This window comes from Methyloceanibacter sp., from assembly GCF_049590335.1.
Lineage (GTDB): Bacteria > Pseudomonadota > Alphaproteobacteria > Rhizobiales > Methyloligellaceae > Methyloceanibacter.
Genome location: NZ_JBAWCQ010000078.1, coordinates 1 through 14,275, shown reverse-complemented (window position 1 = coordinate 14,275; position 14,275 = coordinate 1). Strand labels below are relative to the sequence as shown.

The window sequence follows — 14,275 nt, the reverse complement described above, 5'->3', positions numbered from 1 at the left end:
CACCATCACGTTGGGGATATCGAGGGCCTGAAGGTTGGGCCAGGGGCGCAAGGCATGGCCCGATCTTTTTGCGATTGTGCCGGCAAGCCACATATTGAACAGGGCAATCGTAATCCAGACGATGGCTATGACGGCGGGAAGGGCACGCGTCAGAAGCATCCTCAAGTTCTCGGTCGCCTCGTCCGTCCACACCACTTCATTTGCACCAAGCGCGTCGTGGATCAACGGCATCATCTTGTCGATTGAGGCCTGATAGCTCGTCATGTCGGGACCGAGAGCCACCACCATAAAACCGGCGATCACGCCGGCGATGACGGCCGTGGCTGCCACGAGCCGGCCGGCTGGATACCAGGCAACGATCTGTTTGGCCTCATCGGCCGGATCCGGAACTGTCCGCGATTGCAGGATCAGGTGGACGAGCGCCGTTGTCGGGATTGCAATGACGACCGCATAGACGAGGCCCTGAGCGGCGCCTAGTGCAATGATTGCGAGAACGGAACCCACAATGCCGGCTAGGGTGACGGCAGGGCGCCCCCAGACAAGTCCCGCAAGGCACAACGGCAGCGGACAGACATAGAGGATCAGGCCCGCCAGCGCCGCCGACAGGACGGCGGACGCGAACAGTGCTGCTGAAACCAGGCCTGCGCCTGCGCCTATGACCAAATGGATCGGCATTGGTGTCGCTGTCCCGCCTCTCTAGAGCGTGCGGTTAGGGGTGAGCCTCATGCCCACCCCAACTTTCGTTTCGATCTACCGTTGGGCCCGAAGGCCTGAACATGCAGTTCTACAAGTCCGCGGCTCTACTGAATAAGGTACGGCAGCAGACCGAGGAAGCGCGCCCGCTTGATCGCGCGCGCAAGGTCACGTTGCTTCTTGGCGGAGACGGCCGTGATACGGCTCGGCACCATCTTACCGCGCTCGGACACGTAGCGCTGCAGCAGCTTCACGTCCTTGTAGTCGATCTTCGGTGCCTTATCGCCGGAGAAGGGGCAGGTCTTGCGCCGGCGATAGAACGGGCGGCGCGCTTGGGTCGTGGTCGAGCTCATTTGGAAGCATCCTCGCTGTCGGCTTCGGTGGTGCGGGCCGGTTCGGGGCTTGCCTCACGGGGCGCCCCCCGGCTTGTCTCACCGCGGGGCGGACGGTCACGATCGTGGTCGCGATCGCGGCGCGGGCCACGGCGTCCGTCGCGATCGTCGCGATCGGAACGGCGCATCATCGCGGACGGGCCATCCTCGTGCTCGTCGACCCGAATGGTCAGGAAGCGGATCACGTCGGTGGACAGACCCATCTGGCGCTCCATCTCGGCCACGGCGTCATGGGGCGCGTTGATATTCATGAGCGTGTAGTGAGCCTTCCGGTTCTTCTTCACCCGGTAGGCGAGAGATTTCAGACCCCAATATTCGGTCTTGCCGACCGATCCGCCGTTCTCCTCGATGAGGTCGCGGAATGTCTGCTCCAGGCCTTCGACCTGCTGCGTCGAAACGTCCTGACGTGCCATGAACACGTGCTCGTAGAGAGGCATGGTGTGCCTTTCCTTCTTCTTCGTTGCTCCGGCGCGAAGCCTCGTCGTGGGCGCCATGAAGGAAAGGCCCAAGAAGTAGCTCTAAAGAGCGCAAGCCCAGAAGAGCGGAGACACGGGAGGGCGGATTTCTCCTGCCGCATGACCCTCTATAAAAAGGGCCAAAAACGGTCCTCCGTTCAGCCTCCGACCGGAACGGTTACTGGAAGCTGGGCTTTATAGTGGTTTGAGCTCGGTTTGCAAGGCAAATGGGTAGGTCACGCGGGTGCAGCTTATGCCTGCTTGACAGGCAAGATTGAAACAGTGTCTTTGGCGACCTTCCGATTAACAACGCGCCGTTCTTTCGAGACATGAGCATAGCCTTCGTTTTTCCCGGCCAGGGGAGCCAAGCTGTCGGTATGGGCGCTGGATTGGCTGAGGCCTTTCCGGCCGCAAAAGCTGTTTTCGATGAGGTTGATGACGCCCTGGGCCAGAAGCTTTCCACGCTGATGTGGGAAGGGCCGGAAGCCGATCTGACCCTGACGGAAAACGCGCAGCCCGCTTTGATGGCGGTCTCGCTCGCAGCCATGCGGGGTCTTGAGACCAAGGGCTTCACGCTGCCGGGCAACGTGGCCTATGTGGCCGGGCACTCGTTGGGAGAGTACTCGGCGCTGGCCGCGTCCGGCGCACTCAGCCTTGGCGATACGGCACGCCTGCTGAAGACCCGCGGACAGGTGATGCAGGCGGCGGTGCCCGTGGGCGAGGGCGCCATGGCGGCGCTGCTCGGTGCGGATCTGTCCCAAGCCCAAGAGCTGGCGGAAGCGGCAGCCCAAGGCGACTGCTGCCAGGCCGCGAACGACAACGCACCGGGCCAAGTGGTGATCTCCGGTAAGAAGACAGCGATTGAGCGGGCCGTCGCGCTTGCACCCAAGTTTGGCGCGCGCCGTGCGGTCCTTTTGCCCGTGAGCGCACCGTTCCATTGCGCGCTGATGCAGCCCGCCGCCGATGCGATGGCCGAGGCGCTGTGCGGCGTGACCATTTCGGAGCCGGCCGTGCCGGTTGTCGCCAACGTGCTTGCCGAGCCCATTACCGATCCGGAGGCTATTCGGACCCGTCTCGTTGAGCAGGTCACAGGCATGGTGCGCTGGCGCGAGACCATGCAGTTCCTCGCCGGGAACTGCGTGAACGCCGTATATGAGGTTGGCGCTGGCCGTGTGCTGACAGGTATGGCCCGGCGCCTCGAAGGGGTCGAGGCGCGCAGCGTCGGGACGCCGGAAGAATTGGAGAGCGCCGCCACCGCGTTGAACGGCTAGGCGGGCGCCGAATTAGGGAAAGATTCGATTATGTTCGACCTCAGTGGAAAGGGAGCGCTAGTAACGGGCGCGACGGGCGGAATTGGCGGGGCCATCGCCAAGGCCCTGCACGACCAGGGTGCTACTGTGGCGATTTCGGGCACTAATGCCGCGAAGCTTGAGAAGCTTGCGGGCGAGCTCGGCGATCGGGTTTTCGTGCTGCCTTGCGATCTCCGGGACCGGACCGCCGTTGCGGGGCTCGCCGAGGATGCCGAGAAGGCGGTCGGGCAAGTCGATATCCTGGTAAACAACGCCGGTATCACCAAGGACAATCTCTTTATGCGCATGAAGGACGAAGAGTGGGACGACGTGTTATCGGTGAATCTCACGTCGGTTTTTGCGCTCACGCGTGGCATTGTGCGAGGTATGATGCGCCGCCGGGGCGGACGTATCGTCAACATTGCCTCGATTTCGGGTGTTCTCGGCAATCCGGGCCAAGGCAATTATGCTGCGTCCAAGGCGGGTCTCGTGGGCATGACCAAGTCTCTCGCCCGTGAGGTGGCGGCCCGCGGCATAACGGCCAACTGCATTGCACCGGGCTTTATCTCCACGCCCATGACGGAAGCCTTGACCGAGAAGCAAACGGAGGCTATTGCCGCCGCCATCCCATCGCAGTGCTTCGGCCAGCCGGAAGATGTGGCGGCTGCAGTGGTGTTTTTCGCAAGCGACGAAGCATCTTACATCACTGGCGAAACGATGCATGTGAACGGCGGCATGATCATGGTCTAAGGGTCGTGGCGGTGGCGTTCCGCGCAGACGCAATTGGAAATTTTTGCAAACGAGAGCACGGGTTGGGGGCTTCTGGCAAAGTTATATAGAGTGTGTTACGCAATCGGCCGTTTGCGGGGGCTTGACAAAGCACTATCCCACCGCGATCAACCCTCCTGACGAACCATTAGAGGGTGTCTCGGGCCGAGGGCTTTCTGCTCTCGGGTGCGCGAGGCCTTATGGATTTTGAGAGTTTAAAGGGACGGTGAGGAGGACATGAGCGATATCTCTGAGCGCGTAAAAAAGATCGTTGTCGAGCATCTCGGTGTTGAGGCCGATAAGGTGACCGACAATGCGAGCTTCATCGACGACCTCGGGGCGGACAGCCTCGATACGGTCGAGTTGGTGATGGCATTCGAAGAAGAGTTCGGCTGCGAGATTCCGGACGATGCCGCCGAAACCATTCTCACGGTTGGTGACGCCATCAAGTTTCTTGAAAAGAACTCCGCCTAACACACCCTTCGGACCGGCCCAATTGGCCGACCGTGAGGGTTAGAACAAGAGCGATCCGGCCCGCCAGGGCCCGATCCTCCGCCTCACTATCAAAGGATCTGGCAAAACCGCGATGCGACGTGTCGTTATCACAGGTCTCGGTCTCGTTTCCCCCCTCGGCTCTGGCTATGAGGCTGGGTGGAAGCGGCTGACTGCGGGCGAGAACGCCGCAAAGCGTATCGACGAGTTCGATGTGTCGGATCTGTCGTGTCAGGTCGCCTGTCAGGTGCCTCGGGGCGACGGCAGCAATGGCTCATTCAATCCGGGCGATTGGATGGAGCACAAAGAGCAGCGCAAGGTCGACGACTTTATTGTTTACGCCATGGGCGCTGCGACCCAGGCTCTCAAGGATGCCGGCTGGAAGCCCACCTCGTATGAAGATCAAACCCGCACCGGCGTGCTGATCGGATCTGGAATCGGCGGCCTGCAGGGTATCGAGAGGACCTCGATCCTGTTTAACGATAAGGGGCCGCGTCGGGTGAGCCCATTTTTCATTCCCGGACGCTTGATCAATCTGGCCTCCGGATATGTCTCCATTGAGCATGGGCTCAAGGGTCCGAATCATTCGGTAGTGACGGCCTGTTCCACGGGCGCGCATGCCATCGGGGATGCATCGCGGTTGGTCGCGTTTGGCGATGCCGACGTCATGGTCGCCGGCGGCTCTGAATCGCCGATTTGCCGTTTGGCCCTTGCAGGGTTTGCAGCCTGCCGCGCCCTGTCGACGAATTTCAACGACGCACCGCAAAAGGCGTCCCGTCCTTACGACCGCGACCGCGACGGCTTCGTCATGGGCGAGGGGTCCGGTATTGTGATCATCGAGGAGCTTGAGCACGCCAAAGCGCGGGGCGCGAAGATCTACGCGGAGATCATCGGCTACGGGCTCTCGGGCGATGCCTTCCACATCACGGCGCCGGCCGAGGATGGTGACGGGGCTTTCCGTTGTATGACCGCCGCCGTGAAGCGGGCCGGGATCGATGCGGCGGATATCGATTACATCAACGCGCACGGCACCTCGACGCCCATGGGAGACGAGATTGAGCTTGGCGCTGTGGAGCGTCTCTTCGGGAACGCGGCCGGCAAGGTTTCGATGTCGTCCACGAAATCCGCGACCGGCCATCTGCTTGGGGCAGCAGGCGCCGTCGAGGCAATTTTCTCCGCCTTGGCGATCCGGGACAATGTCGCGCCGCCGACACTCAATCTGGACAATCCGTCTGTCACGACGGCGATCGACCTTGTGCCGCATAAGGCGCGGCAACGTACGATCGATACCGTTCTGTCGAATTCTTTTGGCTTCGGTGGTACCAACGCCTCGCTCGTGATGCGCCGTTACGCTGCCTGATCGATCCTTTTGCTTGCCAGGCGAAACACCCTTTCGCCATATTTGCTCGGACACTGGCGTCGTTGTCCTTAAGGTTCGCGCTCATCTAGCATGACATCGTCGCGGAACAACCCACCTCCTCCACCGCCGCCAGGCGGGCCACGCCGGGTCATGATCGATCCCGTTACAGGCCGTCGGTTCGTGGTGGATCCGGCCACAGGGCGCCGGGTCTCGTACCAGCAGCCCCAGGCGGCAGCTCGTCCCTCTGGGGCACCGCGACCCGCTGGGGCACCGCGACCCGCGGTGAACGTCGCGCCAAATAGCCCGGCCGAGGCTCTGGTTCCGCAGCGGCCGCCTGAGTTGCCGCCACAGGACGACGACGACGACGACGATTCCCATCCGTTCTTGCGGATGTTCGACGGCCTGGTGAATGTTATTCTCATCCTGCTCGTTGCGGTTGCAGCTTTCTTCTATTTCCTGCGCGTCGAGTTCGATCGCCCGGGCCCGCTACAAGTCTCTACGATTTTCGCCGTGCCAAGGGGTGCGGGTTCATCCTCGATCGCGAACCGGCTCACCTCAGAAGGGGTCATCACCGATCGCCTGATCTTTATGGCGAGCATCTTCTATTTCACCCAGCTCAAGGGAAACGGAACGCTCAAGGCCGGCGAGTATCAATTCGACAAGCACGCGACCATGCGCGAGGTGCTCAACACCTTGGTCGACGGAAAATCGGTCCAATACAAAGTCACGTTTCCGGAAGGCTGGACCAGCCAGCAAATCGTGAAGCGGCTAGAGGCGAATGCCGAGCTCGACGGGGCAGTGAGTGAAGTGCCGGCGGAAGGGTCTCTGCTGCCTGATACGTATAGCTTCGGGACCAAGGATTCGAAGGAAGACATTCTTCAGCGGATGGACGCCGCGCATAAGAAGTTTCTGGCCCAGGTTTGGGAAGAACGCGACCCGGACATCATGGTCAAGACGCCCGAAGAGGCTGTGATCTTGGCCTCCATCGTGGAGAAGGAGACCGGTATTGCGGAGGAGCGGCCCCGGATTGCCAGCGTGTTCCACAATCGGCTTCGCAAAGGCATGCGGCTCCAGTCGGATCCCACCATCATCTATGGCATTTTCGGCGGATCCGGCAACCGCGATCACCCTATTACCAGGAACGAGCTGAAGCAGAAAAACCCTTATAATACCTACCAAATTGACGGGCTTCCGCCGACGCCGATCGGTAATCCGGGACGGGCTGCGATCGAAGCAGTGCTGAAGCCGGCCAAGACCGAGGACATCTACTTCGTGGCCGACGGTACCGGCGGTCATGTCTTTTCGACGACCCTTGCCCAGCATAATCAGAATGTCGCCAAGTGGCGGAAGATCGAGCGGGAGATCCGTGCGCGGCAGAAGGCCGAAGCCGAGGCTGCCAAGGCTGCGGCGGAGCGCGGACTGTTGCTGCCCGAGGGTGAAGTCGGCCTATCCCCTGTCGGAGGCCCAGTCGGGTGGCCGCAGCGCAACCCGGTCCGTTAGCGGCCTCGCGCTCGTCGTCAGGCCTCAGGCCTGGTGATGTCCTCCTGTCCGAATATTCGCCCGACTCGGGTATAAGTCCCGCCAATGTCCGTTTGTGACAGCGGCACACACGAAGACCGGCAAAGGTGGGCACAATCAATGACCTTAAAAAGTATGACCGGCTTTGCCCGTACGGACGGGACTCACGAACAGATCCGGTGGTTTTGGGAAGTTCGCAGTGTGAACGGCCGGTCCCTGGATGTGCGGTTGAGGTTGCCGTCCGGGCTGGAGCGGCTCGAGCCCCGGGTTCGCGCGCGCTGTCAGGAACAATTGGTGCGGGGCAACTGCACCATATCGCTCGCGTTGAAGCGCGATGCTGGGCAGATGGAGATCCGGCTGAACCAGGCGGCGCTGGGTGAGGCAATGGCCGTGGCGGAACAGGCGCAAAAGCAGACCCTGCTCGAGCCCGCGAAGCTCGATACGCTGCTTGGCATGCGGGGTGTTGTCGAGGTTGCCGAGCCAGACGAAAGCGAGGAGCAGCGGGAGGCCTTCGCCGCCGCACTTCTGGCCGGACTGGCTGACGCGCTGGATCAACTCGTTGCCGCGCGTGTCGCCGAAGGTCAGCGGCTCGAGGAGGTCATCGAGGCGCAGCTCTCGGCTATCGATATCCTCGTCTCACAGGCAACGGCAATTATGGCGCAGCAGCCGGATCTGATCGCGGCTCGGCTTCGCGAGCAGATCGCCAAACTCGACGAGGCCGGCGCATCCTTGGACCCCGAGCGCTTGCACCAGGAGGGTCTCCTCTTGGCCGCGAAGGCCGATATTCAAGAAGAGCTTGATCGGTTGACCGCCCACGTCGCCGCGGCGCGTGAGTTGATCGCCTCGGGGCAGCCGACCGGGCGCAAGCTTGAGTTTCTTGCGCAGGAATTCAATCGTGAAGCCAACACGACCTGTTCCAAAGCAGCCGGGATCGAGATCAGCAGGATTGGGCTCGAGCTCAAATCGGTCATCGATCAGCTGCGCGAGCAGGTTCAGAACATCGAGTGAGGCGAACCGATGAGCGCTCCCATGGAGACGATTGACCGGCGGGGTCTCATGCTTGTGCTGTCTTCGCCCTCTGGGGCGGGTAAGACGACGATCGCGCGCCGCGTCCTGACAGAAGATGCCGGCATTGCCGCCTCGATTTCGCACACGACGCGTGCAAGGCGCCCGGGCGAGGTCGACGGCAAGGACTACCATTTCGTGGACAAGAAGACGTTCACTCAGATGCGCGACGAGAGGGCCTTCCTGGAGTGGGCTCTCGTGTTCGACAATTTCTATGGCACGACGCGTGCGCCGGTCGATGAAGCCTTGGCGCAAGGCCGCGACGTGCTGTTCGATGTTGACTGGCAGGGCGCCGAGTCACTGCGGAAGGAGGCGGCGACAGATGTTGTCTCCGTGTTCGTCCTGCCGCCAACCGCCATGGCACTCGAGGAGCGCTTGAAAACGCGCGCGCAGGATTCCGACGATGTGGTCGTGCGCCGCATGGCCGGTGCCAGCAACGAGATCCAGCACTGGACGGAGTACGATTACGTGCTCGTCAATTTCGACCTGGATCAGTCCGTCGCGGCGGTTCATGCGGTGCTCGCGGCAGAGCGGCTAAAGCGCACGCGGCTAACGGGGTTGGATGAATTCGTGCAAGGCTTGTTGACCGAGCTCTGATCGTTTCGGGGCAGTGGCGTTTCAGCCTTTTGCGAGTTCATTCGCAATGCAGCAAAAGTCGGCAATCTGCAAAGTTTCGGCTCGTGCCCGAGGATCGAGCCCGAGCTCCGTGAGCAGCTTTTCCGGATCAGGCGTGATCTGCTTGAGGCTCGCGCGCAGCATTTTACGCCGCTGTCCGAACGAGGCGGCGGTCACCTGTTCGAGCATGCCGATGTCGCATGGCGGTTCGGGGTGCGCGCGCGGCACGAGCTTGACCACGGCTGAGGCCACTTTTGGTTTTGGGGTGAAGGCATCCGGCGGCAGCGAGAACACGATGCGCGAGTCGGTGCGCCATTGAGATACGACCGCGAGGCGTCCGTAGTCCTTTCCGCCGGGCGCGGCGACGATGCGGTCGGCGACCTCGCGCTGAAACATGAGCACGAGACTGTCGAACCAAGGCGGCCAGGGATCGTTCTTGAGCCAACGGATCAGAAGCGGCGTGCCGACACTATAGGGGAGATTGGCCACGAGACGCGCAGGGCCGCGGATCGGCAGGGCCTGATAGTCAACCTCTCTGGCGTCGGCGCCCACGATTTCGAGCCGGCCCGGATAGGCTGCGGCGATGTCCTCGAGCGGCCCAAGACACCGCTCGTCGCGTTCGATCGCCACGACCTTGTCCGCGCCTTCCATGAGCAAGGCCCGGGTGAGCCCCCCGGGGCCCGGACCGACCTCAACGACGCTGACGCCTGCCAATGGACCCGCGGCCCGTGCGATCCGGCGGGTCAGGTTCAGATCCAGCAGAAAATTCTGTCCCAGGCTCTTCTTTGCCGAGAGGCCCGCCGCGCGGATCACCTCGCGCAAAGGGGGCAATCCGTCCAGCGTGGTCATTCGGTGTCCCTGGCCATCGCCGTGCTCATTGTATCGGCCAGGCGTAGCGCCTCGATGAGGCTACGCGGGTTTGCCTTTCCGGTGCCAGCGATGTCGAACGCGGTGCCATGGTCCGGCGAGGTGCGCACAAAGGGAAGCCCCAGCGTGACATTGACGCCGTCTTCAAAGGCGAGCGTCTTGAACGGAACCAGAGCCTGATCGTGGTACATGCAGATCGCCACGTCGTAGCGCGTGCGTGCGGCCGCATGAAAGAGCGTATCGGCAGGGTAGGGACCGCTGACATCGAGACCGGCTTCCTGCGCGGCGATGATCGCGCCGCGGATCGATTCGGCCTCCTCGCGGCCAAGCCTCCCGTCCTCTCCGGCATGCGGATTGAGGCCGCTCACGGCAAGCCTCGGACGGGCGAGACCGAACCGCCGGCGCATGTCGCGGTCGGTGATCGCGATGGTTTTCGCGAGCAGGTCCTGAGTCACTGCTCCGGGCACGTCCTTCAAGGGGATGTGGATGGTTACGGGAACCACCTTGAGGATATCGGACGCGAGCATCATGACCGGATGCGGTGCGTGACCGTTCTTCGCTGCGAGCGCTGCGAGATATTCCGTATGACCCGGATAATCGAAGCCTGACTGATACAGATGCGATTTCGAGATCGGATTGGTGACCACAGCGCGTGCTTCTCCCGACTGCACCATTTCGACTGCGGCTTCGATGGACGCCGTCACCGCCGCCATGGCACCGGCCTGCGGGACGCCGGGCGTGACTGCGAAAGGAACCGGGATTGAAAGGATCGGCAAGGCGTCGGCGAAAACATCTACGGCCTCCAGGGTCCGCGCCACCGTTGCGATCGGAATGGATAGGCCAAGCGCCTCGGCGCGCGCCTCCAAGATCTGCTTGTCGCCGAGGAACACGAATGGCTGAAGACGCTCGCGATGACGGGCATCGAATGCGAGCAAGGTGATGTCCGGACCAATACCGGCAGGGTCGCCGAGGGTCAGGGCAAGGGGTTTGTCTGCCGGGTACGACATTCGCATTGGCCTAGCACGCCTGGCCGTCTCCGAACATCGTCGTTAGCGGTATTCGATGAAGGCTTTGTCGCGTACTTCCTTCATATATTCGTCGGCCTTGGCGAGCAGCTCGTCATTCATGATCTTCCGCTTAGCGCTGTCGCGGACGTCCAATGCTCCGCTGGCCGCAGCGGTTTGACTGGCGCAAACGGCATATAGCTCGACACCGGCACGCGTCACGGTCGGGGGCGTCATTTGTCCAACCTTGGCGTTTTGCACCAGGATGCGGGCGGGCGATCCCAGCGTCGACGCGTCTTGGACCCGGAGGTTGCGGACCGTCGCGCCGTCAACGCCTTTGGCCAAGCTCTGAAAGTTTCCACAGCCGCGAAAACGGGCGCGCAGATTTTCCGCCTCGGCGACCCTCGCCGCCACGGTTTTCTGGTTAGCGCCGCTGGAAAGGGGCAGACGAAGTTGCTTGATGCCGCCCGAAGACGATCCGCCGCCCGACTGGGACAGGGCCTCGTCGACCTGTGCATCATTCACGTTAACTTCCCGACGGAATTTCTGGCCGATCACGCGTTGCCAGACCATCTGGGCGCCAATGCGGTTCTTGAGGGTTCGGATGTTGACGCCGGAACTGCTTAGCGCCGTCGCCAGGCCGGCGGCGTCGAGATTGTTCCGTGAGGCCATGTCTTCCACGACACGGTTGACGTCCGCCTCGCTCGCCGTGATGCCGAGCTTCCGGCCCTCCTGGAATTGAAGGTGCTCCGTGATCAGCATTTCGGTCGACTTCTCCGTAAGGGCCGGACCGGGCTGCTCTTTGGCGGTGAGCTGTAGAAACCGTGCGCGTTGGGCGATGTCGTAATCGGAGATCGGATCGTCATTCACCAACAGCTTGATCGCCACGTCCTGCGCGTGGCCGCCGTGCGTCGCAAAGATAAGAAGGAATATCCCCAACGTTGCAGCAAAGCTCTTATGCATGATGAATGTTGGACGTCGTATCACTGTAAGAATTCCGAGTTTCCGTCGTCGCTACCGAGCGCGCCGAGATCGGCGGCGTATTTGTAAGAACCGAGATGCTTCAGGGCGAAGCTGAAGAGGAAGCGTTCGTCCGGCTCGATGTCCTGGTCACGGATAAACGAGCGCTGGTACGTTGCATCTAACCTAAAGCAGTCGTCTTGCCAGCGCAGGCCCACTCCGTCCGTGATCGTCTGACTGCTGGAAATGTCGTAGCGCAGATTGCCGAGCAACCACCATTTGTCGGTGATGGCGAGGGCACCGGCAAAGAGAATTTCCTCGCTGTCGTCGGCGTTGACGACATTGGTCAGGTTCGGCGTGATGTCGCTGGCTTCTATGACGCCTGGGACCCTGGCGTAGTTCGCCGACGCCTGGACCGGCCCATAGTTGAGGCTGGTGCCAAGATCGGTCCGGACCATATCGAAGCTCTCTTGGTCGAAGCGCGCTTGCCCGGTCAACGCGAACCCGGCGACCGTTTGGACATAGAGGCCGGTGACGTAGTCAGAGTTGCTCGTCGCCAGGCCGCTCGATTGATAGAAAATGTTATCGAATTCGTTCTCGCCTGCGATCTGGTAGCTCTGACCGACGACGGCCCGGGCATAGCCGCCTCTCATCATCTGCGCGGTATAGCCGAAGCCAACATTCGCGCGCGTCCCTGTCTCGATCCGGTCGTAACCGGAGAACTTATCGATATCGAACAGGATCGTGTCGTCGAACACCAAGCTCAGCGCATCCTCGTTGGGGATCTCCTGCTGATCGCCGACTGAACCGGGCCGGGCGATGATCTGTCCGATCGGCTCGAGCGTGTGCGTGATGTTGCCGGTCGTGCTCACGAACGGATAACGGTACTCAAGACCGGCTACCGCGTTGCCACGCCAGATCGTTCCGTTGTCCCGATTCGAGGCCAAGCCGTTTTCGAGGTTCGCATTGGTGATGTCCTCGGTGCCGCCCAGTTCGAGGACCCCCGGATTGTCGAGACTATAGACGTCGCCGCGCATGCGGCCGAACGGGGTGAACACCTGTCCGATGCCGTCAGTCAGCTGTCGCCGCCAGTTCGCCTCTACGATGAAGCGGTTCGAGTCCGTGCCGTCGGCGCTCGAGAACACCATCGTGTTGCTGTTGAAGCTCAATTCGCCACCGATGACGGGCGTATCGACGATGTAGTCGTAATCGATGATCGGATAGACGACAGACTCGGAGAACTCCTCGTCGGTGAACAACAGGCTTTGCGTGTTGTAGAAGCGCGTCGAGAAGTAGTTCCGCCCGCGAAGGCCTTCGAGATATACCTGCGAAACACGATCGGTCCGAAGACGCGAGTCGAGGTTGTAGAAGCGCCGGAAGGTTTCGTCGCTCTCGAGCAGAACGTCCCAGCCCCAAGAGTAGTAGGGGTCGAGCGCGAACCGGCCCCTGGTCTTGATGCTGCCGCGGAAGTCGTCGCCATCGGCCGGGCTGGTCTCATCATTGACGTTGTCGAAGACGCCCGCGAGCTGAACATTGAAACCGCCACTGGCCGTGCGCTGTCGCCAATCGCCTAGCAATAACGTGCCTGCCTTCTCTGTCCACATGGGCGCAAAGGTGAAATCGTAGTGGTTGGACAGGGCGAAGTAGTAGGGCACCTGAATCGTGCTGCCGAGCTCGTTCGAGTGGGTGTAAGAGGGGAACATGAAGCCCGACTTGCGCTTGACCGTGGGGTCGGCCGTCTCGAAGTAGGGGAACCAGATGACCGGCACGCCGAAGAAGTCGAAGACGGCATCGTTGAACGTGATCTTCGCCTGGTCGCGCTTGTGCGTGATCTTACCCGCACGAATACGCCAGGTCGGCGCCTTCTCAGGATTTTCCCGGCACACTTTACAGGGAGTGAACATGCCCTTTTCGAACACGGTGACATTGCCGGCTTCGCGAGAAGCGGACTGGGCCGAGATGCGTGTGTCGTCCTGGGAGACGAATTTGAGGGCGTCGACGAAACCATCGCGGAAGTCGTCCGTGAGCGTCAGCTCGTTTGCCGTGATGATGGCTCCGTCGGGATCCTTCATCCGGACATTGCCTTCGGCCGCAAGCGTGTTGGCGTTGCGGTCGTAGACGATCCGATCGGCCAGAAGCGTATAGTCCCCGTAATAGACCTCGACGTTGCCCTTGGCGGTGACACGCGCGTTATTGTTCTCGTAAACCAGCTCGTCGGCCTGCAGCAGCATGGGGTCCGACGAGTTGACGTCGGGCGCCTGAACGATCTGCTCGAGGCCAGTTTGCGCTTGCGCCAGAGCGCGTTCGTGAGAGGCTAACAACGTGCAAAGCGTGGCCGCGAGCAGCAGGAGCGGTGCTGCCAACCGCCCCCCATAATACGCGCCAAGGCCGGGCAAGGCCCGGCGCATCGCTTGGAGGATTATGAGTGCCGCGCGCATCGTCACCCGTCCTCTTTGTACAAGAGCACAGTAAGTGCGAGCGACATGGCGACGATCACCGGAATCCACGCCGCCGCGACTGCCGAGGTGAGCCCGGACATGGCGAAGTTGCGCGAGACCTCGGCGAAGACGAAGAAACCGAATCCGGCGGCCAATCCGAACACGGCGTTGATCTGCGCGTTGCCGAAGCGGAAGCTTTGCAACGAGCACGTCGCCGCGATCAGAACCATTGTAACCAGTAGGAACGGTCGCGACAGGAGCAACTGGTACTGAACGCGGTACTGTGTGGCCGGCAAGCCGGCCCGCTCGGCAATCTCGATGAAGTTGGGCAGATCCCAGAACGAAATCGAGTAGACGGT

The 14,275-nt window shown here is 61.6% G+C and carries 15 protein-coding genes; 7 read left to right on the top strand and 8 right to left on the bottom strand.

The features are described 5' to 3' along the window. The 3 genes from WBQ77_RS05925 to rpsF form a co-directional block, all read right to left on the bottom strand. The coding region (locus tag WBQ77_RS05925) for a DUF2232 domain-containing protein (RefSeq protein WP_424059355.1) at nt 1-675 on the bottom strand (675 nt) is incomplete at its 3' end. 125 nt (nt 676-800) lie between these two features. Further along, nucleotides 801-1,046 (bottom strand): 30S ribosomal protein S18, encoded by a 246-nt coding sequence (rpsR, locus tag WBQ77_RS05920; protein ID WP_424042318.1) that lies wholly within the window; start codon nt 1,044-1,046, stop codon nt 801-803. Then, nucleotides 1,043-1,522, bottom strand: a complete 480-nt coding sequence (gene rpsF / locus WBQ77_RS05915; RefSeq protein ID WP_424042316.1) for a 30S ribosomal protein S6 — start codon at nt 1,520-1,522, stop codon at nt 1,043-1,045. The genes rpsR and rpsF overlap by 4 nt, the downstream gene beginning before the upstream one ends. Nucleotides 1,523-1,869: 347 nt before the next feature. Here rpsF and fabD point away from each other — a divergent pair, with 347 nt between their 5' ends. From fabD to gmk, 7 genes are all read left to right on the top strand, one after another. Next, the gene (gene fabD / locus WBQ77_RS05910; RefSeq protein WP_424042315.1) at nt 1,870-2,811 is read left to right on the top strand and encodes an ACP S-malonyltransferase; all 942 of its coding nucleotides are present in this window, start codon (nt 1,870-1,872) and stop codon (nt 2,809-2,811) included. Nucleotides 2,812-2,841: 30 nt separating this feature from the next. After that, nucleotides 2,842-3,579: a 3-oxoacyl-[acyl-carrier-protein] reductase gene (gene fabG, locus WBQ77_RS05905; RefSeq protein WP_424042314.1), complete on the top strand. Its 738-nt coding sequence runs from the start codon at nt 2,842-2,844 to the stop codon at nt 3,577-3,579. Nucleotides 3,580-3,834: 255 nt separating this feature from the next. Further along, complete coding sequence (locus tag WBQ77_RS05900) at nt 3,835-4,071, top strand: acyl carrier protein (RefSeq protein WP_045367288.1); 237 nt, start codon at nt 3,835-3,837, stop codon at nt 4,069-4,071. 112 nt (nt 4,072-4,183) lie between these two features. Beyond that, nucleotides 4,184-5,449, top strand: coding sequence for a beta-ketoacyl-ACP synthase II (gene fabF / locus WBQ77_RS05895; RefSeq protein ID WP_424042313.1), 1,266 nt, complete (start codon nt 4,184-4,186; stop codon nt 5,447-5,449). 150 nt (nt 5,450-5,599) lie between these two features. Beyond that, the gene (gene mltG, locus WBQ77_RS05890; protein ID WP_424059353.1) at nt 5,600-6,949 is read left to right on the top strand and encodes an endolytic transglycosylase MltG; all 1,350 of its coding nucleotides are present in this window, start codon (nt 5,600-5,602) and stop codon (nt 6,947-6,949) included. 138 nt (nt 6,950-7,087) lie between these two features. Beyond that, a complete protein-coding gene (locus tag WBQ77_RS05885; RefSeq protein WP_424059351.1) occupies nt 7,088-7,975 on the top strand; it encodes a YicC/YloC family endoribonuclease in 888 nt (295 codons plus the stop codon). Nucleotides 7,976-7,984: 9 nt separating this feature from the next. Continuing rightward, on the top strand, nt 7,985-8,629 hold the full coding sequence (gmk, locus tag WBQ77_RS05880) for a guanylate kinase (RefSeq protein ID WP_424059350.1): 645 nt from the start codon (nt 7,985-7,987) through the stop codon (nt 8,627-8,629). A gap of 21 nt (nt 8,630-8,650) precedes the next feature. Here gmk and rsmA read toward each other — a convergent pair whose 3' ends face one another. The 5 genes from rsmA to WBQ77_RS05855 form a co-directional block, all read right to left on the bottom strand. Next, a complete protein-coding gene (gene rsmA, locus WBQ77_RS05875; protein WP_424059349.1) occupies nt 8,651-9,496 on the bottom strand; it encodes a 16S rRNA (adenine(1518)-N(6)/adenine(1519)-N(6))-dimethyltransferase RsmA in 846 nt (281 codons plus the stop codon). Beyond that, entirely contained in the window at nt 9,493-10,521 is a 1,029-nt protein-coding gene (gene pdxA / locus WBQ77_RS05870) for a 4-hydroxythreonine-4-phosphate dehydrogenase PdxA (protein ID WP_424042146.1), read from the bottom strand. The genes rsmA and pdxA overlap by 4 nt, the downstream gene beginning before the upstream one ends. Nucleotides 10,522-10,563: 42 nt before the next feature. Beyond that, nucleotides 10,564-11,505, bottom strand: a complete 942-nt coding sequence (locus WBQ77_RS05865) for a hypothetical protein (RefSeq protein WP_424059347.1) — start codon at nt 11,503-11,505, stop codon at nt 10,564-10,566. Further along, nucleotides 11,502-13,916 (bottom strand): LPS-assembly protein LptD, encoded by a 2,415-nt coding sequence (locus WBQ77_RS05860; RefSeq protein WP_424042142.1) that lies wholly within the window; start codon nt 13,914-13,916, stop codon nt 11,502-11,504. Before WBQ77_RS05860 ends, WBQ77_RS05865 begins: the two co-directional genes overlap by 4 nt. 2 nt (nt 13,917-13,918) lie before the next feature. Then, nucleotides 13,919-14,275 (bottom strand): LptF/LptG family permease (locus WBQ77_RS05855; RefSeq protein ID WP_424059345.1); only part of this gene is annotated, 357 nt, incomplete at its 5' end.